Here is a 22,547-nt window from a genome sequence, read left to right as displayed (position 1 = left end):
TAAGCATTATTATTGACGAATATGCCTTAAATTGCTAAGCTTTGTAATATCTAAACTACAACTAGACCGTATAGGGTTAATATCTATACCACCACGTCTTGTATATCTTGCATAAACAGTTAATTGATCGGGAGTACAAAACTTATTAATATCACAAAAAATACGCTCAACGCATTGTTCATGAAATTCATTATGATTACGGAATGATACTAAATATTTTAACAAAGAACTATGATCAATTTTCTTGCCTCTATAACTAATTTGTACTGATGCCCAATCCGGCTGGTTAGTAACTAAACAATTCGATTTTAGCAAATTAGAATATAGCACCTCATCTACTACTTGCGTATTGTCTTCAGACAATTTTGGCAAATTTTGGCTAGTCTCAAAATTAATAATTGTTACTTCCAACTTATCCAAATTTATGCCTGAAAAGAACTGCAGCTTTGTTCCCTCATATGATTCTAAATCTTTTATAGAAACAGTTACAGGTGCTTGAAATACCAAACTTAAGTCCTTTGCAATTAATTCTTTTACTTGGTCTCTATTATCAAACTTAGTATTATTAAAAGAATTTAAATAAAGCTTTAGTGATTTTGATTCTACAATATTAGGCGACTCACAATTTACCATGAACTCCAATATTTTTACTTCAGGTTTACCACTTGGGCTTAGCCAAGAAACTTCATAACAATTCCAAATGTCAAATCCATTAAACGGCAAAGAACCTACTATCTGTAAGCTATCTCTAGCAAATTTACGACTGATTGGGTGTAGTAAACTATTGTCATACAAATCTGCATATTTAGTTTGCTTTCCAAGTACGGTTTCAAGAAACATTATTTTATCCAGTAAGTCATATAGTTTGGATGTCCTGTATCATTCAACAAATATTTGAGACCTATAGCGATTCTTAATATAAACCAAACAAACAAGCATGCGTATAACACCGGACCAATTAGTATTATAGTGGTTATCATAGATATTATAATACCAATAAATCCTATGCAAAAAGTACGTAATATAAAAGTGTAATGGCTAGCTAAAAGTCCATCTTTAATATCCTTATTAATATATGCAAAAACTGCTCCAATAATAGGTAATAACGGTGCAACTACTCCGCACAGAAATAATATATAAATTACTATAAGGTTTGTTTTCCCTGCATTTATATATTTCTTAATCTCCTTATCCATGTTCATCTCTTAAATTTTTAACTACTAGATGCATTATACTACCATGTTTTATATAGTCTATCTCATTATCTGTAAAAACTTGTAATATTACTTTGATAGTCTCAACTATACCACTTTTTTTCTTTATGATACAATTAAGTTGCTCATAAGGCGTTATTTCATTACTCAAGCCGGTAATGGTGACATACTCAGAACCATCAAGTTTTAAGTCATTTACAGTAGAAGAAGCAAGAGCAAGCGGTAAAACACCCATACCCACTAAATTTGATCTATGAATTCTTTCAAAACTTTCAGCAATTACTGCTTTTACTCCAAGTAAACTAGTACCTTTTGCTGCCCAGTCTCTTGATGAACCAGAGCCATATTCTTTACCTGCAAAAATTACTAAAGGCACAGAATGAGCTTTATAATCCATTGCAGCATCATAGATACTCTCTTGATTACCTAGTTGGTTTATAGTTACCCCTCCTTCAATTCCGGGACACATGGCATTTTTTATCCTATTATTGGCAAAAGTACCTCGCATCATTACTTCATGATTGCCCCGCCGTGATCCATAAGAATTGAAATCGATAGGTAGAATGCCATGCTCAGTTAAATACTTAGCAGCAGGACTTGTTTTACTAATATTGCCGGCTGGAGATATATGATCAGTCGTAATAGAATTGCCAAAAATAGCTAATATTCTAGCAGATTCTATATTGTGCAAGTTACTAGATATATGTTCAATACCTTCAAAATAAGGAGGATTGTTGATATAAGTACTATCTTTGCTCCAATTATAAGTATCAGTTTTAGTTACTTTAATATCTCGCCACTCTTTATCACCTAAAAATACCTCACTATATTTGTCTTTAAACATTTTAGAGTTAATAGAGCAATCTATTAACTCTTTTATCTCTTGGTGGGTTGGCCAAATATCCTTAAGATATATATCCTTACCATTATGACCTTTACCTATCACGTCAGTTTCAAGATCAATGTTCATAGTACCTGCTAGGGCATAAGCAACGACTAAGGGAGGAGAAGCCAAATAACTAGCTATTGTTAAAGGGTGTACCCTTCCTTCAAAATTCCTGTTACCAGATAACACCGAAGCAACAACAAGATTGTTCCCGGCAATAGTCTCTTCTATTTCCTGCATAAGCGAACCAGAATTGCCTATACAAGTAGTACAACCATAGCCGACAAGATTAAAACCTAAATGATTTAAGTACTGGTCAAGTCCACTTTTTTTCAGATATTCCGTTACTACTTTTGAACCAGGGGCTAACGAAGTTTTAACCCATGGTTTTTTCATCAACCCAAGTTCTACTGCTTTCTTAGCAAGCAAGCCTGCTCCAATCATCACAGTAGGATTCGAAGTATTTGTACAGCTTGTGATTGCAGCTATTACGACATCACCATGCCCTATACTATATTGTTCATCAACAGGGTACTTTTTATCAATATCAACATCACCTCTAGTTAGAGAAGGTAGTTCAGTTTTAAAATTACTAGCAGCATTTTTTAGGTTAACCCTATCTTGCGGACGTCTTGGTCCAGCTAAGGAAGGTTCTAAAGTAGATAAATCCAGTTCTAATATATCAGTATATTCCGGAGTAATTATTGGATCAAACCATAATGACTGTAGCTTAGCATATTGCTCTACTAGCTTTATTCTATTTTGATCTCTAGCTGTAAAATTAAGGTATTTTATAGTCTCATTATCAATTGGGAAGAACCCACAAGTAGCACCATACTCAGGAGCCATATTTGATATAGTCGCCCTATCTGCCAATGTAAGGCAAGAAAGCCCATCTCCATAAAATTCAACAAATTTGCCGACTACATTTTTCTTTCTTAGCATTTGAGTAACTGTTAGCACCAAATCTGTAGCAGTAATCATTCCCTTTAAAGAGCCAGTTAACTTAAAGCCAATTACCTCTGGTAAAATCATTGATAAAGGTTGACCGAGCATTGCCGCCTCAGCCTCAATTCCCCCAACTCCCCAACCAAGAACTGCTAAACCATTAATCATCGTAGTATGACTATCTGTGCCAACTAATGTATCCGGATAAGCGAAAGTTACACCATTTTGTTGTTTGCTCCACACAATATTGGCTAAATATTCCAAATTAACTTGATGACAGATTCCTGTTCCTGGAGGTACTACTCTAAAATTATCAAATGCTTCTTGCCCCCATTTCAAAAATTCATAACGCTCTAGATTCCGTGCTACTTCCATTTTGACATTCTTAGCAAACGCATCACTTGTTCCATAATAATCAACTTGTACAGAATGATCTATGACAAGGTCAACCGGGATCAGAGGATTAATCTTTAATGGATTACCCCCTAGTTTTTTTATAGCATCACGCATAGCAGCCAAATCAACAATAGCAGGAACTCCGGTAAAATCCTGCATTAGTACCCTAGCCGGCATAAACGGTATCTCAGCGTCAGATTTTCTAGCCTTAAGCCATTCTTTAAATAGTAACAAGTTTTTTTTATTACCAGTTAGACGAAGGACATTTTCAAATAATATCCTTAAGCTATAAGGTAGACGCTTTAACTCAAGATTAATATCACTTGCCGCTTTATTTATATCAAAAATTTTATAAAGATTATCTCCTACAGACATTTCTTTAAGATAATCAGGATTCATTCCCGTTCCTCCAATTTTTTTAATCATTAGGGTTTACGCGAATTTGGTATAAGAATTTGTCAATTCTTATACCAAATTCGGTGAAATTATCGAAACAATCAGATTTGAGACGGCTCTGCATCTGATTGTTAAATTAATATTTTGCTAAAAACATGATTTTAAAAAATTAAAATCATGTTTTTAGCTTTAGAAAGGTTTAAAATGCATTTACAAAACCGCTTTAAGAATGCATTTTTCCTTATATTAAAGGCAATTCGGGATAAGAATTAACTAATTCTTATCCCGAATTGGCATACTTTGAGTATACACTTAAAAATACCTACCACTAAGCCTTTCATTTAACTTAACTTGAAAAAATAAATATTTGAAGTAAATTATATAAAAAATTTCTTAGAATCGTATAAATGCTGTCATTTGAACAACTCACTCTTATTATAGACGAAAAAACTATCTTCACTAATATTAGTATGACTTTTTTACCATCATCTATAGTTTATTTACAGGGAGCAAATGGTTGCGGGAAGACTTCACTACTTAGAATTGTAGCTAATATACAAAATCCAACAAGTGGCAATGTTTTGTATAGATCATTGAACTGTAAATATTTAAAGAAACCTTATTGTAATTATATTGGACATAATCTTGGATTAAAATCCCAAATAACTGTATTAGAGCATCTAAAATTTTGGTCTACAATTTATGATTCCCTTGAAGCTTTAGAATCTTCGATATACTATTTCAAGTTACATAATATTTTGCATGAGAAATGTTACAAGCTGTCTGCTGGTAACCAAAAGAAAGTTGCCTTAGCAAAACTCATTGCTTGCCAGTCAAATTTATGGCTATTAGATGAAGTAGAAGCAAACCTAGATCAAGAAAACAAAGAATTACTATATAACTTGATCATTTTGAAAGCAAATAATGGTGGAGTTATTGTGGCTACCTCCCACTCTAATATAGATATTAAGACAGCACAAATAATCAATTTTAAGGATTATAATTGTTAGACCTTAGTAACCTTAATTCGATATAAGAATTATTAATTCTTATATCGAATTGGCTTCTTATAATGAAAAATGCATTCTTGAAGCGGTTCTACGAATGCATTTTAATCTATTACCGCTAATAATTTTATTTTTATAAGTATAAAAATAAAATTATTAGCAAATTAATATTTAACAATCAGGTGAAGAACCGCTTCAAACCTGATTGTTTCTATATATATCACTGAATTCGATGTAACTTGTTACATCGAATTCAGGTTTAGTAAGTTCTTGTAATATCGATTTAAGACTTTTACACCCAAAATCCAAACTACACAAACAACAAGAAAAACAACCATCAAAAAACCAGCTAGATCGTTATGTACAGCATTTGGGAAAATACTGAAAGAGACAAATTGAATAATTGCTCCAGAAGATTTTCCTATTTTGTATCCAAGTACATCTACTGCTGCCTTTCCCTTAGTTTTCATTTCATTATCAAGAGGTATATATACCATTTCTTTAGTAGAATCAAACAATGAATATTTTACGCTTTTCCCTAAAACATGCCACAAACCACCTACAAAAACAATTATCATTAATGGAGAAAAATAACTAAGACCAGTCATAATTGCCAATAAAGGTTTTTCTAGTACAACAAAGGTAAAAAACATCATACCTGATAACAGTGTTACGATAGGGGTGATCACTGCTCCCCAAAACCAACCACAAACCCTAACTAAACTACTACCTAGAAAAGCACAAATTAAAGTAAGTACTCCTGTCCAAAAAAACACCTCACCAGTGTAAGATATAAATGCTTGGGTACTAGGGTATAATTGCTTGGTTTTAGACATCCATAATCCTTCAATTAGGTTGATTGTCATGGAATATGAAATCATTAATACACAAATAATTCCTAAATATTTAGATGTAAAAATTATTTTGCTGCTGTCAACTAACCCCAATTTTAGTATATCGGTTCTTTTATTTTTGAATCTAATATTTTTAGTAGTTTCTATAATTTTCAATTCAACAAATCTATGCAAGATTAAACAAATTAGGCCGGAAATTATAATGATTAGCATAAACGATTTAAGGAGAATTTCTGTTTTGTCGTTAAGATGGGAAAATAGAGGTAACAAAAAATGTTCACCTTTGGCAAAATATATAATTATACTGCCAGATATTAGTAAGTTAGTTTGACCAAATAAGGAAAAAAACGTATAAAATCTTGGAGCTTCTTCAATACTGGTAATCTTATTAGCAAGTTGCCAGTATAATAGTGTAAATACAATTACTGGCCACAACTCCCCCATTATATAAAATAACACAATACTCCATTTTCCCCAAATGATGATAAACCATTTTAAATGTGGAAGTACGGTAACATAATATTCTATTACTTCAGGATCTGGATGAAAATATTCCCGGTATGGAAACAACACAAAACCAAATAATATGAAGAATCCCAAGAAAAAAGATACTACTATCCTAAACACTTGCTCAGTTGTCATAATATTACAAAGTTTGGAGTAAAGAATGACAAATAAGACACCCATAGGCATCTCACCCCAAAGTTTTATAAAGCTTAAAACTTCCGTACTAATTAATGTCACTACCAAGCTATCTTTGATACTACGTACTAGATTTTGGTTAAGGAGAATACAAAACATTAGTAAAGCCATAGGTATAAACTTTACTAATTCGTTAGATCTAATAGGCCAAACAACGTGTCTAAATTTACTATTTCTAGCCCTATTCCACATATTGCAAGAAGAATTTACTGCATCCATTTAATACCCATGCTCATTTCCAAGCAACCTAAACTATAAAAAAAACCATGTCAAGTAGTTTTATAATTTAATACTCGATAATCAAGTTTTTTTATATCCCACTACCTACGCAGGGATACCCTAGGCTATTAAACCAATGTCTTACATCGATACTTGAGGTTATATTACGTTTCCAGCAATTGTTGTTTGTTTAGACTTGGGAGATGGCAAATGTTTTATATCGCTGTTAGATGTTCCATTTGGCACAACATGTTTAGATACACTATCCTTTATATCATTAATGACCATTTTACTATTCTTGCTTTTAGTACTCTTTGCCACATAACTGGTTGCTTCTTGACCTATTTTTCTAGCCTCACTTTGAACATCTTTTTTATGTTCAGGTAATTTCGTCCTCTCGTCAAAACTAACCTGATCAAACGTAGCTTTAGTAATTGCCTTCCTCTTAGAGTCTTCTGAAGTAAATTGTGCCTCAGTCAAATCCGTGCCTTTCATAGAAATATCTTTAAATGTTAGCCCACTTATATCGCCAACAATTTTAACATCATCTAAAGTTATTTTATTATTTGCATGATTTTTATTATATTGATTAATTGCAGGCAAAAGAGTTTTTAAAGATTTTGCATCAATAGTTGTCCCTTCGAAACTAATTTTATCTTTAAAAATAGCTCCTTTAAAAGAACAATTGCTAATTTCGCTATTTTGAAAAGAACGTTCTTTAAATATCGCATTATCAAAATTAAACCCATTAACTATAACATTTTTAGTAGGTATCGGATTTTCTTTGTCAAAAACAAAACCTCTGAAATCTTTACTTATTAGAGAATATTCTACAGTTTTTGAGATTGTACCAATATCAGTGGCATCAGCTTGCTGTTGCAGTAACTCACCTAAATCAAGTTTCCGTTCATCTATTTGCTCAGAACTCTTCTGAGAATCTTTCTCAGAAAAAGCAAAATGAATTTTGCCTAAAGATTTACTCCATTTTTGTCTACGTGTTCTCAGTGAGGTAAAACTTCTTTGTATTAGGAATCTAGCCCCTTCAACTAATGTGTCTGATACTATTCCTATTAATTTCTTGTCAGATAACAATTTGAATATCCCGAACATAACCATGTTATAATTACCAATCTTAAATTGTTCGGCTATCTTTGTTAAATCTGGTATCTTGTTGCTAGCTAATTCAATAATTTCCTGACCTTTTACTTTTAAATTCCTACCCACAACTGTTGTATTGAGAAATTCATCAACTACAGCACCAAATCGCTCAGCATTCTCGCCAAGAAACTTTGGAATATCTTTATCAATTATTTTCCTCACATCTGCATTTTTTGGTTTATTTATAAAATCTAAAATAGAATCTGCTACTGTAACAGCTTGAGCAATTTTCTCTTCTTCAGGACTATTTACTAGGTCTTGAATTTTAGTAATAATAGTTGTTACCCCCTCTTTATCTTTTAAAGTAGCATTAACCAAATCAGTTGCTATTGGTAATATTTGTGGAACAGTATCAATAGCTAACTCAGCCATCTTTAATACCAGCTCAGGTTTAACTCCAGCGGGATCTAGGGCATTTTTAATCTCTTGTTGCTCAGTTACATTTTTTGTAACTGCTAAAATAGTATCTTTATTTTGTTGTAAATAAGCAGGGATGCTCTTAGTTAATAGAGGAGTAATATTTTGAGCAACCCTACCTACATCATCAATTATATTAGACAAAATTCCTAGCGAAGCCTCATTACTAGCTCCATTTTGGTACTTAGCTAAATTACTATTAATTCCAACTAGCTCTGGAACTGCACTAAGACCAGTTGATACTATATCAACCATTAATGGTACTGTAGCATCTATCAATTCTTGTGGTACAGCATATCTTGCAATTTGGGGATTATTATTACTAATATTATTAACTATAGCCTTGATAGTTTCTGTATTTTCTCTAAGTAAATTTGGCAAATCCTCCTTTATATTTTGCTGGATATCTGCATTTTCAAGTAGTCCTATAAATTGTTTAATTACTCTTTCTGTAGCTTGATCTTTTAACTCAATATCAGCAGTTTCCTGAGTTATTGTTTGTATATCTTGATAAAGTTCCTTTATTTGTTCTAGACTTACCGCTTTCATGGTATTTTGTAGCACATCAATAGCTATAGGAATTACCTTCCCATAAAATTCAGGGCTCACATTAGCTAGAATTGGGACAATAGGTGATGCTACTACTTTATAAATATCCTCCTTTTCTAAATTTTGAGTATTGCTTTGAGCCAAAGATTTAGCATTACTCTTTAGTGTTTCAAGTAATTTTGGCAGAACTTGAACAGCAATATTGGCAATCTCTGTTTTATTTTTTGCTAAAACATCTGGCAATTTCTCCTTTAATGTTGTTAAGGTTGCATCTTGTAACAAAATATTAGGTAACTGTTTAATAATAGCAAGTTTTTTAGCTCCACCTTGTTTATCTAGGTGACTTACTTCCGAAATAGTTTTAGCCTCTTGCACTTTATCATCAGTATCATTCAATATAACTGGCTTTAAAGCTTCATATATATTACTAACCCCTTCATGGTCTGCTAAAACGTTACCAATAAGTTCTGAAAGTACAGGTACTATTTTTGGTAATAATTCTTTTCCTATTCCCAAGCTACTAAGCGTTCCCTGCAATTCTGTATTGGATTCAATGATTATTTGCGATGCTTTTGCTATATTTTCTCCATCATTAATTAAGAATTTAGATAGTATATCATTTTTTATAAGTACACTAATATCTATTTTATCTAATATTGTACCAAGTAAATCTTTTTTTACTTGAGGGTCGTCAGATAAAGCTCTGTCAGCAGTTAGCTGCACAATTTCTATAATATTTTCAGGGGTTTTAAGTATCTCAACAACGATATTTTTGACAATAGGTAATAATTGACTGTTTATATATTTTTCATCAAAACCAGCTTTCTTTAATTCTTGTAATAAAATAGCCCTATCATACTTGCCTTGTAGAGATTTTAAAGAATCAATTTTTTCTTCTAATTCTTTAATTTTAGATTCTTTTCTTGTTGCAAACGATTTTAGCTCTTGTAATTCTTTGTCTAGTTCCGGTAATTTCTGTATATCATCTTTTTTAGAGTTAAAATCTTTTTGTATCTCATCTATTTTCCCCAACTCTTTTAATGCAATCTTGGTAAGAATTGGAGCAAGATTTTCTACTAATCCATTAATTATTTCGACATTCTGAGTAAGAAATGTTTTTGTATCAGGATCTTGTAATAATTTTATAAAGAAAGGAAGGTTAGATGGATCGTATTTTTCTTCACCATTTAATATTTTCTGTAATTTCTCTATTTCCTTAGCATAAAACCCTCCTGAAGTTATAACACCAACAGTTGTTTTAGCATGACTTACTGCGAATTGTATACCCTCTATGGCAGCTTTAAATGCCTGACCTTTACCAATACCTTTTTCTTTTGTTCTAGGCTCTGCTAAAGGAGATAATATTTTCTCTAAACGAGTTTGATCTTTTAAAATATCGCTACATATTTTAAAAAATTTTTCTTTTTCTTCTTGATAGGAAAGTACTCGCTTTTGCTGCTGCTTTATCTCCTTTTTTTCTTGCTTTTGCTGTTGTTCTTGCTGCTTTTGTTCCTGTTTTGTCTCCTTTACTGCTTGCTGTTTGTCATGTGAGTTAACTAACTTGTTATAATCCTCTATCTCTTTGTTGCATGCATTAAGTTTTTCTTCCCATGACTTCAGTTGTTCTCTTGTCTTTTTTTCTTGAGGTTTTTGCCTTGCTAATGCAATTAACTCTTTATACTTAGTAATTTCTGCTAATAAATCCGCTTGCCTTTGCTCAACTAATTTTTTATATTCCTCTATTTTTTTTATCTTTTTTTCTATTTTTGCTGATTGTTTGGCAATTTTTTCTTTATCTTTGAGGTTCTTTATATCTAATACTTCTTTTTCTTTTTTATAAATATTTTCTTGTAGATTTTTCAAAGTATGATTAGCCGATTTAAAAACTTGCTTAACGGCTTTAGTAAAAATTGATACCTTATCATTTGTTTTACTCATATCTAATTCTCCTTTATTTATAGTTAACCTAAGAAGGTTTTAGCCATATGTTAATCTTAGCTTAACCTGAATTTGATATAACAAGTTACATCGAATCAGGTTATTTTAGACCCCACTACCCTAGGCGATGCACACAAAATTAGTAAGATGTATACAACTTTTAGTTAAACATCATTGCGAGAAGCCGCTTTAGTGGCGACGCGGCAATCCAAATTACTTATTATATTTTTGTGGATTGCTTCGTCGGCTCATGCCTCCTCGCAATGATGGTTTTTAACTTTCAACAGTTGTACTTCCATTATCCGAACGAAAAGTTAAGTTTGGAATATTATAGTAGTGAACTAAAAACCTACTGACAAAAGCACCTGCAATTACCGTAATAATAGAGTATTTTATTGTATTATAATTAGGATTATAAGCATAAACATCTAATAATATACTAAAAATTCCACCCCATAATATGAATATTTCAAAATTAACTTCTCTAGGTATATACTCCATATTCTTGTCATGCTTACAAATTAAATTCCGCAATATTATACCAGCACTAGAAGTCAAACACGCAAAACATGGTCCCCAAAACTCTAACGGTTCAATTCTTTGTACAATTACGGTTACAACGCCAATTATCATAAAGGATGCCTGCCCTAAAGAATCACAAATAACAAGAGTATTACTCCATATTTTTTGGATAAAACTATCCTCATATAACTGCTTATTATAATAAGCTAGGAGTTTAACGGTAAAGAAGCCAATAAGTACCGTTATAAAAACACGAAAAGTATAATATGGAGTCAAAACAAGATTTATATTATAACCATGGTGTACTATTATAATATCGAGTAAAATACATCCTAATAGAGACGGTAACATTGCTAATACAAAAGTACCAAACAACGTGGCATTTGTTTTAGAGGATATAGTGATAGCAGAAATCGCGAATGCTATACTCCCGATAACTCCAATAATATAACACCATTCTGAATCAATAGATTTTGGCAATAAAATATGATATATATAGCTTTTAACGATTTTTTTATATTCATCGCTATCGACAAATTCTTTTATTGAATCGTTAAACCGTGCAACTATGTTAGGAGTTACAGTTTTCTTACTGAACATTAAATGTACAGGGGTTTTAATACCAGTAGGGATTTCTTCTATTTGATCTTTTTTAATATAGTTTAATGAAAGAGCTACCCCTGAAATTCTGTCAGCAAGAAACCCATCAATTTCATTACGTAGCAACCCATGAAATAACTCTAGATTACTTCCATATTTAATGATAATATCGTTATTACTCACCTGATTTAGGTAGTCAGTCGTTCTTGCATCACCATAAACAGCTTTTTTAATTATACCAAGACGGAAATTTAGTAAACGTATCTGAGCTAAAAATTCATTTATATTACTAAAACTCAAATGTTTTTTTACTGAACGTAAAGTAAATAAGGAAATTTCTTCAAATCGATATGGAAGAGAAAAATTGGCAAAGTCTGCTCTCTCAGCAGTATAAGTAGCTCCCGCCACCATATCACTGTCACCATGCCCTATATTTGATATTGCTCGCTCCCACACAGAATCAGCATATTGTACGCCAATGCTAATTTTGCTACTAATAGCATTGATTAACTCAATATCTAAGCCAGTAACACAATAGTGACCATTTTTAGCTATATGACTAAATTGGTAGGGTTCTAGTGGATACCAATCAACAAGCAGATTATCTTTATCAGACATTTCTTCAGTACATTGAGTAAAATATTTGTCCTGAATATTAGATAGTTGATTACTACTATCCTCAGGATTAGCAAAGGTAAAAAAGTTTTGCACAATAATAATAATCGGGATGATACTTTTAAGTACTTGCATTTTGCATTAGTTCTCCTAATTAAGGTCTATTCCAAGTTTTTGCAGCATACATTAATATCACCGTCAAAGAACTTAATATTAAATTCTTGTTTTTTGCTTGCAACAACTTTTGATGTTATAAATTCTCCATTTTCTGATTTAATTACCGCAAAGCCACGTTTTAGTACAGTTTTATAATCTAGACTTGTAAGTAGCAAATTATTTAAATTTAATTGATGCTCATAATTTTTTAACTTAGTGCTAATAGATTTTAGCATATAATTAGATTGATGCACTAATTCCAACGACTGATAATTAACTATTTTTAGAGGATTTAATATTTCTATATTAAGTGAGTCAAGTTTTGCCACTTTAAATCTGAGTAGGTTAGGCAAAGAATCTGTTAATCTAAAACTGAGTTCATCAAGAAGTTGTTGATTATAGTCTATATAAGTAGTTATACTCCTAAAAATGTCAGTATTAGAGTTAACTGCTTGCTGTTCATATTTAACTAGCTGATTAATACGACTGCATAGTACATCATAATACGAACTAATTGTATAATGTAAATTAGAAAGCACAGGTACAGCAAATTCAGCTGCAGCAGTTGGTGTGGGGGCTCGCCTGTCAGCTACCAAATCGATTAAAGTATTATCCACTTCATGTCCAACTGCAGAAATAATAGGAATAGCTGAATTAAATACGCTCCGTACTACTACCTCTTCATTGAAAGCCCACAGATCTTCTATAGACCCCCCTCCCCTTGCAACAATTATAATATCGGGTTTTATATCTTTATCTAATTCATTAAATCCTGAAATAGCACTAGCAATTTCACTTGCAGCATTTTCGCCTTGAACAGCAACTGGCCATACTAATATATGAGATGGACAGCGGTCATTAATACGGTGTATAATGTCCTTAATTACCGCCCCAGTCATTGATGTAACCACCCCAATCTTATTAGGCAGAAAAGGTAGTGGCTTTTTTTGTTTATTGAATATACCTTCTTTTTCTAATCTCTCTTGCCGCTCCTTGAGAATTTGCATGATAGCACCAAGACCTGCAGGTTCAAGGACTTCTACCGATAGCTGATATCGTGAATTTCCTGCATACCCAGAAAGCTTACCTCTAGCTACCACTTCCATACCATCAATTGGTACAAACTTAATTTTTGCAAGTACAGGACGCCAACAAGTACAGGCTAGAATAGCTGTATTTTCTTTAAGATTAAAGTAACCATGACCAGAAGTTGCTATCTTAAGACCAGAAATTTCTCCCTTTACTCTAATATAACCAAAATTATTCTCTAGCAACTCCTTGATCTTACTAGAAATTTCAGTAACTGAAAATTCCTGATCTATTAGATTAGTAATAAAACTATCTTCTTCTAACATAATGATACACTGATTTGGATAGTGGGTTTTGAAAATGATTTTATATAAGCATTTTAAACTAATAAATTCAAGAACAAATAGACAATTAGTGTATTATAACCTCAAATATTGATGTAAGACATCGGTTTAATAGCCTAGGGTGTTATGCCATAACTGCGAAAGTTAAAACCCGTCATTGCGAGACCACGTGAGCGTAGTGGCAATCCACATTAATTAGATTGCTTAGTCGCTACTAAAAGTAGCTTCTTGCAATGACGCCGAGCTATTTTCTTCATAAATCTCTCCTTGTCAAATGTGCATAGTCGTCATACTTTAGTAAATCAATATCATATGGAAAGTTTTTATTCGTTACATAATATTCTAGTACTCGCATCATCCCCTGTTTATGACGATCTAAGTCTTCTTTCGTTAAGTCTATTTCCAAAGTTTGGATTATTGGCTTCGAGCTAGAAATTTTTACATAAGTAACCTGTTTAACGCTATGAACTTTCATAGCAAAACCACCTTCCTGTAACATTAAGCCTTCAATGATTAACTGCGGAGATAATCCAGCTTCTACATCTTTTTTACTCGGTAAGCTACCAGTCTTATAATCGATAATGACAGCTGCTCCAAGCTCATCTACCTCAATTCTATCAGCAACTCCAATTATTGTTAATTCTTGCCCTCCAATATTTAACAAAATTTCTCCTCTACATTCTGAATAAACATATTGGAAATCACTTCTGCGTTTTTCATCAAACTCAATAAAAGACTCAGCAATAGGAATAAATTTTATTTGCCAAATTTTTTGTGTATAGGCTGGCAGAATAGTATTCTGTAAAATATTATTACTAATTTCCAATATTAATCCAACTTTGTTATTTTCTAACTTATCATAATTTTTAGAATATTGTTCTAAGACCTTATGAACAAAACTACCAAATTCAGATATTTTAGGCTCCTGCCCTATCATATCCTTGCTTCTCAAATTCAAAATCTTCTTAGCATAGAAACTATAAGGATTCCGTACCAACATTTCTATATCAGTAACTGAGATTATCTCAGGAAAAATTGGACTATATACATAACCACTATGATTATGGCTAACCCAATTAGTATTTTTGACGTCATTGCTAAGCACTGTTGTAAGGCTTAAATCGTCATTGCGAGCGAACGTGCGTGAGCGTGGCAATCCATGAAGCTTGTCATATGGATTGCTTCGTCGACCTACGGTCTCCTCGCAATGACGATTTTTAACTTTCAACAGTTGTGGAGCGAAGCCCGAACGAAGCAATCCATTTCTATTAACTTCCCTAGATTGCTTCGTCGCTACTAAAGTAGCTCCTCGCAATGACGAACTAATGTTAGTTGGATTAGCTATAATTGACTCAACCATATTAACATTATTTGGTACATCCACTAAGTTATTTTCTGATAAATATGTTAAATAATTTTCTGAAATCAAACTTTTCTGTAAAATAAATTGCAATTTTAATAATAAATTTGATGGTAACAAACCAGCTTTACTATCTTGTCTTTTTGCTCTAGTAATTATCACTTGAGCATTATGCAAAAATAAATAGAAATAATATTGATGTATGGTATATCCAGTAGCAATATGTAATTTTTTAAGCGTCTGCTCATTAATCCACTGATTCACAGCTGATGACGAAGCTAAGCTCCCTTGATTAAAGTCGGCTAAAATTACTAGGTCAAATTTAAGTAACATTAAATCTTCAGCTTTACCAATAATTATATTTTTAGAATAATTATTATGTGCAAAATACTTACAACTAAACATTAAAGATTTAAGTAACTCTGGAAAGCATTTTTTATTACTTAATGTTAGATCACAATTATCTTTGATTAAGCTAGATAAAAAAGTTGATAGTTCAGTAGCCGGCTGTTCATACCAAATATTTGGATAAAGTTTTTCAGCAATCTTAATCGAGGATTTTAATATTTTAACAAAACTACTACCACTATTTGTATAAAGTAAGTCTATTAGTTTCTTACACCACTTTATTAATGCATCATCATTGGTTTTTTCTACTAAAGACAGCATCTGACTAGGTTGCCGTATAAAACGGTTCTTACCGCTCATTAATAGTTCTAATTTTGGTACTAATTTACAATTAATAAAAGGATTCTTTAATAGTAAGAATAACTTTTTTATATCAAAATCATTACATAATATTTCACTAACAGAAATTATTAGAGAACTAACTAGCGTTTTTGTTAAATTATCACCTAGTAAATCTTGAAATTCTAAAGAATATTTGGTCAAAAAATTACAGTAAAAACTTTTGCTTGTTTGATTATTAACAATAATAGCTATCTTCTTATCACTATACTGTTTGCAGATCAGGCTTATTTGTTCTGCTTCTTGAAAAATATCCTCAAGCTCAAAATATTTTATGCAATCTATAGACTCGCTACTTTTTAAATCTTTGACGTCGTCTTCGATCGCTCGCCTATTATCTATAGGCTTCGCTCCATCGTCCCTGCTATCCAATTCTCCTGAATTAACTATATCCTCAAAAATTATCTGATCCAAAATAGAATGATGTTGCTGCTCATTACCTAAAGGCTGAAAATCTGATAAATCTTTATTTAGAATTGTCAGTAATTTTTTTAGGCTATATAAATAATCTTCTTCAGGCTTATCATATTCTAATAGAGATATATTACTAATAGGAGGTAAAATTATAAAACCACATGGTGAATTAGCAACATTCTTTAAGAAATTCCATGATATAAGATTGTGACCTATGATACCCGCTACTATTAAATTGGTATCAGCTCTTTTCAACCGTGCTATCTCTGCTTCCATCATAGTTATTTGATAATTTACACGACCTAGCAATCCTAACAATTCTATCTGTTTTTTCCATTGGTGATGGGTATATTTAAGAAATTCATAAATAACATTCCAATGTTTTGATGGATTCATTTTTTCTATTTCATTTACAGAATCTATTGATAAATCATTACAAGCTAGCTGATAAAATAACTCTGCTATTGTTGAACAAAACTGTAAAGATTGTGTTATACTGAATTGTAGCTTAGGATAATTATGGATGATTTCTGCTAATATAATTCTCTCTTGCAAAAACGTTATAGGTTCTAGATTTTCTGATGTAATACCAAATATTTCCTCACCTTCAGCCATAATATTGGAAAAAGGGATAATATTCGGTAAAATCGCAATATTTTGCTTCTTAATCAAAATATTTTGTAAATTTAAACAAGCAAAGCCACTCGGCAATATAATTTTAAGATTGCTAATAGATTCTTTAGCAAAATTATCTAGAATAAAATCAGCTACTATATCCAAAAACGATGAAGACGGATTGACTCTATAAAGGTTCATTAAATTCCCTAATTATATCATACAAATATAATAACATAACTTGACAGCACTACTAATAGCTAAAACTCTTAAAAATCTTGTTTTAGTAAAACCGGCAATTAAAGGAATAAATTTGCCCCATAACGGTATTATCGTAAACCAAAGTATAAATATGTTATATTTTAAAAAAAATTGGGAAAATGATTGGTGGTTAGTATGAACCTGTTCATTTTTAGAATAATAAAAAATTTTCAATAATATCAAACCAAAGAAATAATTTATACCAGTAGCAAATAATGAAGCAATGGTAGCGACAGTAACTATTATTAAATTATTATAAACACCAAATATCCTCATAGAGTGAACGATTAATTCACTATCTAAACTTATAACTAAATTACCTACTAAACTATCAATAAATAATAACGAATATGCCTCAAACTGGTCCATAATTCAAACTGGTTTATAAAAATAATAGGTTTGACAAAATATTATCGATACTATAATTTGCTACCTTAAAATACAATATATTATAATTTAAATTTTCCTGTGAATAAAGCTTTATCCTTAAAAAAAACCACTTTTACTATGGTCTCTTGCCACCCTGTTTTTTGCTTTTCAATTTATATTAAGACTCTCAACTGGAATTCTTAGAGAAGAAATTATACAAAAATTTGCCATTGATACCATAGCATTTGGCACGTTTGCTGGATATTATTATCTAGGTTATGCAGGAACGCAATTACCAATTGGTATAATGCTAGATAAATTTAATTTTAGGATTGTCACATTCTTATCTATCTTAGTTACCTCTCTTGGTACTCTAACTTTTGTTGCTAGCACTGATTTTAATTACTTACTCATTGGTAGATTTATGATTGGATCTGGTTCTGCTGTAGGTTTTTTATCAGTAGCTAAGATTACTAGAAGCTCTTTCCCAACTAAATATCATTCCTTAATGCTTGGCTTCTCCTTTACCTTTGGCTTACTTGGAGCAGTATTTGGCATTACTCCAATGAAGCTATTATTTACACATTTTGGTTATGACGTAACTTTTAATAGTCTAGCTCTAGTTGGATTTATCATTGGACTAATGATTTTATTAGTAAAAACTGATGATATAAGAAGTAATTCTAATACTAGCGATCCTGAATCTTCAATATTGAAACTATTATTAAACCCTACTATTTTATTTATTGGAGTTTGTGGTGGTCTAATGGTAGGAACATTAGAAGGTTTTGCTGACGTATGGGCTATTCCATTCTTCAAACAAGTTTATCAAATGAATGATATGGAAAGTAACTTGGTTACCTCATTCGTTTATATAGGCATGTGTTTTGGTGGTCCAATACTTGCACTTATTGCTAATTTATCAAAATCATCTAACTTTATAATAATAATGACTGGATTGCTAACGGTAGCAATTTTTAGTATCCTATTATATTGTCCTTCATTAAATTTCTTTATTAGTAGTGCTCTAATGTTTTTATTAGGAGTTTTTTGTTGTTATCAAGTTCTAATTTTTGCTGTTGTAGGTAACCTTGTTACAGATAAATCTGCTGGACTTGCTATTGCGATAGTCAATTGCATTAATATGTCATTCGGACATTTCTTCCATAAAATTATGAGTAATTTAATATCTTACAACTGGGATGGGCTACTAAGTGAATCAGCTGTACCTATTTATAGTCGCTTTGATTTTATTATGGCAATTTCTATAGTTCCAATTTGTTGCCTTGTCGGAATCATCGGCTTTTACTGTTTGTCCAAAAAGTCAAAAACTCAAATATCAATCTATAGACCTGTGGAAAAGACTGTTTCAGCTTAAATAATAATTTTTATAAAATATTACTAATAAAGCTTAGTGCAAATTATAATTGTTGTATACTACATAAACATAACCATTTGTCCTAATAACAAAATGACCAACGAAACAATTAACAAAAATACTTTATTAATAATTGATGGTTATGGATTTGTCTTCAGAGCATACCATGTTCAGCCACCATTAACTTCTCCAAGTGGCTTAGCTGTTGGAGCATTGTATGGTTTTACCTCCATGTTGTTAAAGCTATTGAACGATTTTAAGCCAAAGCATGCTGTCATTATTCTTGATTTTGGTGGTAAGAATTTTCGTCACCAAATTTATGAGCAATATAAAGCAAATAGACCTCCTACACCAAAGGACTTGAATGATCAATTACCACTTATTCGTCTAGCAGCAAGTAGCCTAAATTTTCCAATAATTGAGAAAGCTGGTTGTGAGGCAGATGATATAATTGCCACTCTAGCCAATAAAGCAACTACATTACAAGAAAATACTATTATTATCTCTTCTGATAAAGATTTAATGCAATTAATTAATTCGCATACTAAAATGTATGACCCTATAAAAGCAAAATACATATCTGAAGATGACGTGATAGAGAAATTTGGTGTAGAACCAAGTAAGGTCAGGGAAGTAATGGCTTTGATCGGTGATAAGTCAGATAATATACCAGGTGTTCCAAGCATTGGTCCTAAAACTGCTGCAACACTTATAAAACAGTTTGGTTCGTTAGCAGAACTTTTAAACTCTCTCGATCAAATCAGTAACGATCGTCAAAGGGAAATCATTAACTCCTCAAAGGATCTAGCATTAATTTCCTGGCAACTAGTTGGTTTAGATTATAATGTTGATATAGACTTGGATTTTAGTTTATTGCAATATAGACCACCTGATAGTAGGCAAATCTCTAACTTTCTAGCAGAGTATGGTTTTAAATCTCTAAACAAACGAGTGGAAAATTTATTTCAAATACAAATTACCAATGAATCCTTGCCTATTAAGCAAATCATAGTTCAGGAGATATCTTCTAAACAACAGCTTGATTCTGTGATGATTAAAGCTGAAGAGCATGGGGTCATCAGTATTTATCTATCAGATCATCTAGGACAAAATCCTTCCATAATTTTATCTATTGATGATAAGTGCTACAACATTAAGTTTACAGCTAGAACCCCTAGCGATATGTCTGATTTACTTTCTGATGATTCTTGCCAAAATTATCTGCATCAATGGTTTATACCTGATATTCTCAAATTGCTAAAAAATAAGTCTATTAAGAAAATCACTTATAAACTAAAATCATTATTAAAATTCTTTGTAGATAGTGAAATAGCATCGATTGAAGATCTAGAACTAATGCAATATCTGATATCTGCTGGCAAACCTCAAAAAGACCCGTTTGATTCGGTGAAAAAGGATAATTTAGAAGCCATGGCAGAAATAATTACTGGCTTTAGTACTGATTATCAAAAACTATTGTTAGAGTTAAAGGATAATCATGCCTTAGCACTATACAAAGAAATTGATTTACCTTTATGCTATATAATAGATAAAATGGAGAAAGCTGGGATTAAAATCGATTCACAGTATCTTAAACAGCTATCAAGTGAATTTGGTAATGAAATTACTAAATTAGAGCAGGAAATTTTTACCATTACTGGGACAAAGTTTAACATTGCCTCGCCAAAGCAACTGGGAGAAATTTTGTTTGAGAAAATGCAACTACCCTTTGGTAAATTGTCATCAAAAGCTAAGTCTTATTCTACTAGTGCAGAAATACTTGAAAAAATTAGCGAGAGTGGTTTTGCTATTGCCGATTTATTATTAAAATGGCGTCATTTAACTAAATTAAAAAATACTTATACGGATAGCTTACCTCTGCAAGTAAATCCAATAACTAATAGGGTACATACCACATTCTTACAAACTTCAACTAGCACTGGTAGGCTTAGTTCTCAAGATCCGAACTTACAGAATGTGCCAGTTCGCTCGAAAGAAGGCAACAGAATCAGAGCAGCTTTTATTGCAGAATATGGGCATAAATTAATTTCAGCTGACTATTCACAAATTGAACTCCGAATCTTAAGTAGCATGGCAGATATACCATCCTTAAAGCAAGCTTTTGTTAATGGTGAGGATATACATAGTAAAACGGCTTGTAATATATTTAAAATTACTGAAAAAGATTTAACACTAGAACATAGGCGTAAAGCAAAAGCCATAAATTTTGGTATTATTTATGGTATCAGTAGCTTTGGACTGGCAAAACAGTTAAATATTAGCTCTTCACAAGCAGCAGAATATATAAAAAAATATTTTGAAGAATATCCAGAAATTCAAAAATATATGGAATATATAAAAAACTATGCCAAGGAACATGGTTATGTCCTAAACCTATTCGGACGGAAATGTTTTATTCCCTTAATCCATGATAAGAAACACTCCCTACAGCAATTTGCTGAAAGGGCAGCAATCAATGCTCCAATTCAAGGAACTAGTGCAGACATTATAAAAGTGGCAATGATTGATCTTGACCGTAAAATACGGAAATTAAAATTAAGAACCAAGCTAATTCTACAAATCCATGACGAGTTACTTTTTGAGTCTCCTATTGATGAAATAGAAGTAGCTACTCACCTAATCAAAACCACTATGGAGAACTCACCTAAATTAGCCATTCCACTTATTGTTGAAACCAAGGTAGGAGATGATTGGCTAAATACATATATCCTCAACTAACTGCACAAATTATTAAAACAACTTTTGAATTTGAAGAATACTAAGGAAACACACGAAATATGGAAGGTCAAGTAGCCTAGGATTAATTCTAGACTACCATTTTTTTTGCCTTATTTCTTCTTTTTCTTAGCAATTTCACACTCACAAGCGATGTTAGAAGCAACAGAATTCATATGTGATTTAACATCTTGAGAACCAGCGATTACCCCTCCTAGTGCCCAACTCATTTTATTAGCATCTATGCTACCTAACAATTTTTTTGTCTCGTTATCTTTTATATTAATTTTTGCGTTAAAGTGAGAGCTACCAACACCAAAACCAATTAGTGTACGCATAACAGCATTACCCTCAGAATACTTAGTTATTTTCCCATCAATAAGTATAGCCCTATCTGTAGAGTCAACATTCCGTTGAACTTTGTCGAATAATTTTTTAGATTTAATTGAACTTGCTATCATATCGGCAAATCTCTTACCTTCTGATATAACATGTGGATTATTAGAAGATTTGCTAGTACCATCCTTAAAATCATTAATAATTATGTAATCATAATTACTAATATCCACCCGACTCTCTGATGGTTGTGCGTTACGTATACTTGATGTACTACCACAAGATGATAGAATTATTGTTAAAATTAAAAAGATAATATTTTTCATAATTCCTCAATATAATTTAATATATAAAGTATATATTAACAAAAGATATTTAGCA

13 protein-coding genes are annotated in these 22,547 nt (G+C 31.7%); 3 read left to right on the top strand and 10 right to left on the bottom strand.

What is annotated here, in order from left to right:
* Nucleotides 1-9: 9 nt before the first annotated feature.
* From queF to acnA, 3 genes are read right to left on the bottom strand one after another with little or no spacing between them, the layout of a single operon-like run.
* Entirely contained in the window at nucleotides 10-840 is an 831-nt protein-coding gene (gene queF / locus AAGD19_RS05360) for an NADPH-dependent 7-cyano-7-deazaguanine reductase QueF (RefSeq protein WP_341747449.1), read from the bottom strand.
* A complete protein-coding gene (locus tag AAGD19_RS05355) occupies nucleotides 840-1,196 on the bottom strand; it encodes a hypothetical protein (protein ID WP_341748473.1) in 357 nt (118 codons plus the stop codon). Before AAGD19_RS05355 ends, queF begins: the two co-directional genes overlap by 1 nt.
* Nucleotides 1,189-3,843, bottom strand: a complete 2,655-nt coding sequence (gene acnA / locus AAGD19_RS05350; RefSeq protein ID WP_341748472.1) for an aconitate hydratase AcnA — start codon at nucleotides 3,841-3,843, stop codon at nucleotides 1,189-1,191. Before acnA ends, AAGD19_RS05355 begins: the two co-directional genes overlap by 8 nt.
* Nucleotides 3,844-4,247: 404 nt before the next feature.
* Here acnA and ccmA point away from each other — a divergent pair, with 404 nt between their 5' ends.
* Nucleotides 4,248-4,850, top strand: coding sequence for a heme ABC exporter ATP-binding protein CcmA (ccmA, locus tag AAGD19_RS05345; RefSeq protein WP_341747448.1), 603 nt, complete (start codon nucleotides 4,248-4,250; stop codon nucleotides 4,848-4,850).
* Nucleotides 4,851-5,089: 239 nt separating this feature from the next.
* On the opposite strand, the gene AAGD19_RS05340 is transcribed toward ccmA, so the two are convergent.
* From AAGD19_RS05340 to AAGD19_RS05315, 6 genes are all read right to left on the bottom strand, one after another.
* Nucleotides 5,090-6,622: an NTP/NDP exchange transporter gene (locus tag AAGD19_RS05340; RefSeq protein WP_341747447.1), complete on the bottom strand. Its 1,533-nt coding sequence runs from the start codon at nucleotides 6,620-6,622 to the stop codon at nucleotides 5,090-5,092.
* A 159-nt stretch (nucleotides 6,623-6,781) separates the two neighbouring features.
* Nucleotides 6,782-10,684, bottom strand: a complete 3,903-nt coding sequence (locus AAGD19_RS05335; RefSeq protein WP_341747446.1) for a hypothetical protein — start codon at nucleotides 10,682-10,684, stop codon at nucleotides 6,782-6,784.
* A gap of 273 nt (nucleotides 10,685-10,957) precedes the next feature.
* Entirely contained in the window at nucleotides 10,958-12,556 is a 1,599-nt protein-coding gene (locus AAGD19_RS05330) for a transporter substrate-binding domain-containing protein (protein ID WP_341747445.1), read from the bottom strand.
* 26 nt (nucleotides 12,557-12,582) lie between these two features.
* Nucleotides 12,583-13,932 (bottom strand): exodeoxyribonuclease VII large subunit, encoded by a 1,350-nt coding sequence (gene xseA, locus AAGD19_RS05325; protein ID WP_341747444.1) that lies wholly within the window; start codon nucleotides 13,930-13,932, stop codon nucleotides 12,583-12,585.
* A gap of 271 nt (nucleotides 13,933-14,203) precedes the next feature.
* The gene (locus AAGD19_RS05320; RefSeq protein ID WP_341747443.1) at nucleotides 14,204-17,287 is read right to left on the bottom strand and encodes a PD-(D/E)XK nuclease family protein; all 3,084 of its coding nucleotides are present in this window, start codon (nucleotides 17,285-17,287) and stop codon (nucleotides 14,204-14,206) included.
* Nucleotides 17,288-17,299: 12 nt separating this feature from the next.
* Nucleotides 17,300-17,716: a DedA family protein gene (locus tag AAGD19_RS05315; protein ID WP_341747442.1), complete on the bottom strand. Its 417-nt coding sequence runs from the start codon at nucleotides 17,714-17,716 to the stop codon at nucleotides 17,300-17,302.
* Between the two features lie 154 nt (nucleotides 17,717-17,870).
* Here AAGD19_RS05315 and AAGD19_RS05310 point away from each other — a divergent pair, with 154 nt between their 5' ends.
* Nucleotides 17,871-19,094 carry an MFS transporter gene (locus AAGD19_RS05310; RefSeq protein ID WP_341748471.1) on the top strand — a complete coding sequence of 408 codons (1,224 nt, stop codon included), beginning with the start codon at nucleotides 17,871-17,873 and terminating at the stop codon, nucleotides 19,092-19,094.
* Between the two features lie 93 nt (nucleotides 19,095-19,187).
* On the top strand, nucleotides 19,188-21,833 hold the full coding sequence (gene polA, locus AAGD19_RS05305) for a DNA polymerase I (RefSeq protein WP_341747441.1): 2,646 nt from the start codon (nucleotides 19,188-19,190) through the stop codon (nucleotides 21,831-21,833).
* Between the two features lie 110 nt (nucleotides 21,834-21,943).
* Here the strand turns inward: polA and AAGD19_RS05300 are convergent, their stop codons facing one another.
* A complete protein-coding gene (locus AAGD19_RS05300) occupies nucleotides 21,944-22,492 on the bottom strand; it encodes a DUF4410 domain-containing protein (protein WP_341747440.1) in 549 nt (182 codons plus the stop codon).
* Between the last annotated feature and the right edge of the window lie 55 nt (nucleotides 22,493-22,547).

This window comes from Candidatus Tisiphia endosymbiont of Dascillus cervinus (assembly GCF_964026405.1).
GTDB lineage: Bacteria > Pseudomonadota > Alphaproteobacteria > Rickettsiales > Rickettsiaceae > Tisiphia.
Note: the sequence above shows the minus strand (reverse complement) of the source record. Positions and strands in the feature narration are given on the sequence as shown.

Excerpts from the sequence above, each read along its gene's own strand:
- queF (WP_341747449.1), bottom strand. The coding sequence starts at position 840 with ATGTTTCTTGAAACCGTACTTGGAAAGCAAACTAAATATGCAGATTTG.
- AAGD19_RS05355 (WP_341748473.1), bottom strand. The coding sequence starts at position 1,196 with ATGGATAAGGAGATTAAGAAATATATAAATGCAGGGAAAACAAACCTT.
- acnA (WP_341748472.1), bottom strand. The coding sequence starts at position 3,843 with ATGAATCCTGATTATCTTAAAGAAATGTCTGTAGGAGATAATCTTTAT.
- ccmA (WP_341747448.1), top strand. The coding sequence starts at position 4,248 with ATGCTGTCATTTGAACAACTCACTCTTATTATAGACGAAAAAACTATC.
- AAGD19_RS05340 (WP_341747447.1), bottom strand. The coding sequence starts at position 6,622 with ATGGATGCAGTAAATTCTTCTTGCAATATGTGGAATAGGGCTAGAAAT.
- AAGD19_RS05335 (WP_341747446.1), bottom strand. The coding sequence starts at position 10,684 with ATGAGTAAAACAAATGATAAGGTATCAATTTTTACTAAAGCCGTTAAG.
- AAGD19_RS05330 (WP_341747445.1), bottom strand. The coding sequence starts at position 12,556 with ATGCAAGTACTTAAAAGTATCATCCCGATTATTATTATTGTGCAAAAC.
- xseA (WP_341747444.1), bottom strand. The coding sequence starts at position 13,932 with ATGTTAGAAGAAGATAGTTTTATTACTAATCTAATAGATCAGGAATTT.
- AAGD19_RS05320 (WP_341747443.1), bottom strand. The coding sequence starts at position 17,287 with ATGAACCTTTATAGAGTCAATCCGTCTTCATCGTTTTTGGATATAGTA.
- AAGD19_RS05315 (WP_341747442.1), bottom strand. The coding sequence starts at position 17,716 with ATGGACCAGTTTGAGGCATATTCGTTATTATTTATTGATAGTTTAGTA.
- polA (WP_341747441.1), top strand. The coding sequence starts at position 19,188 with ATGACCAACGAAACAATTAACAAAAATACTTTATTAATAATTGATGGT.
- AAGD19_RS05300 (WP_341747440.1), bottom strand. The coding sequence starts at position 22,492 with ATGAAAAATATTATCTTTTTAATTTTAACAATAATTCTATCATCTTGT.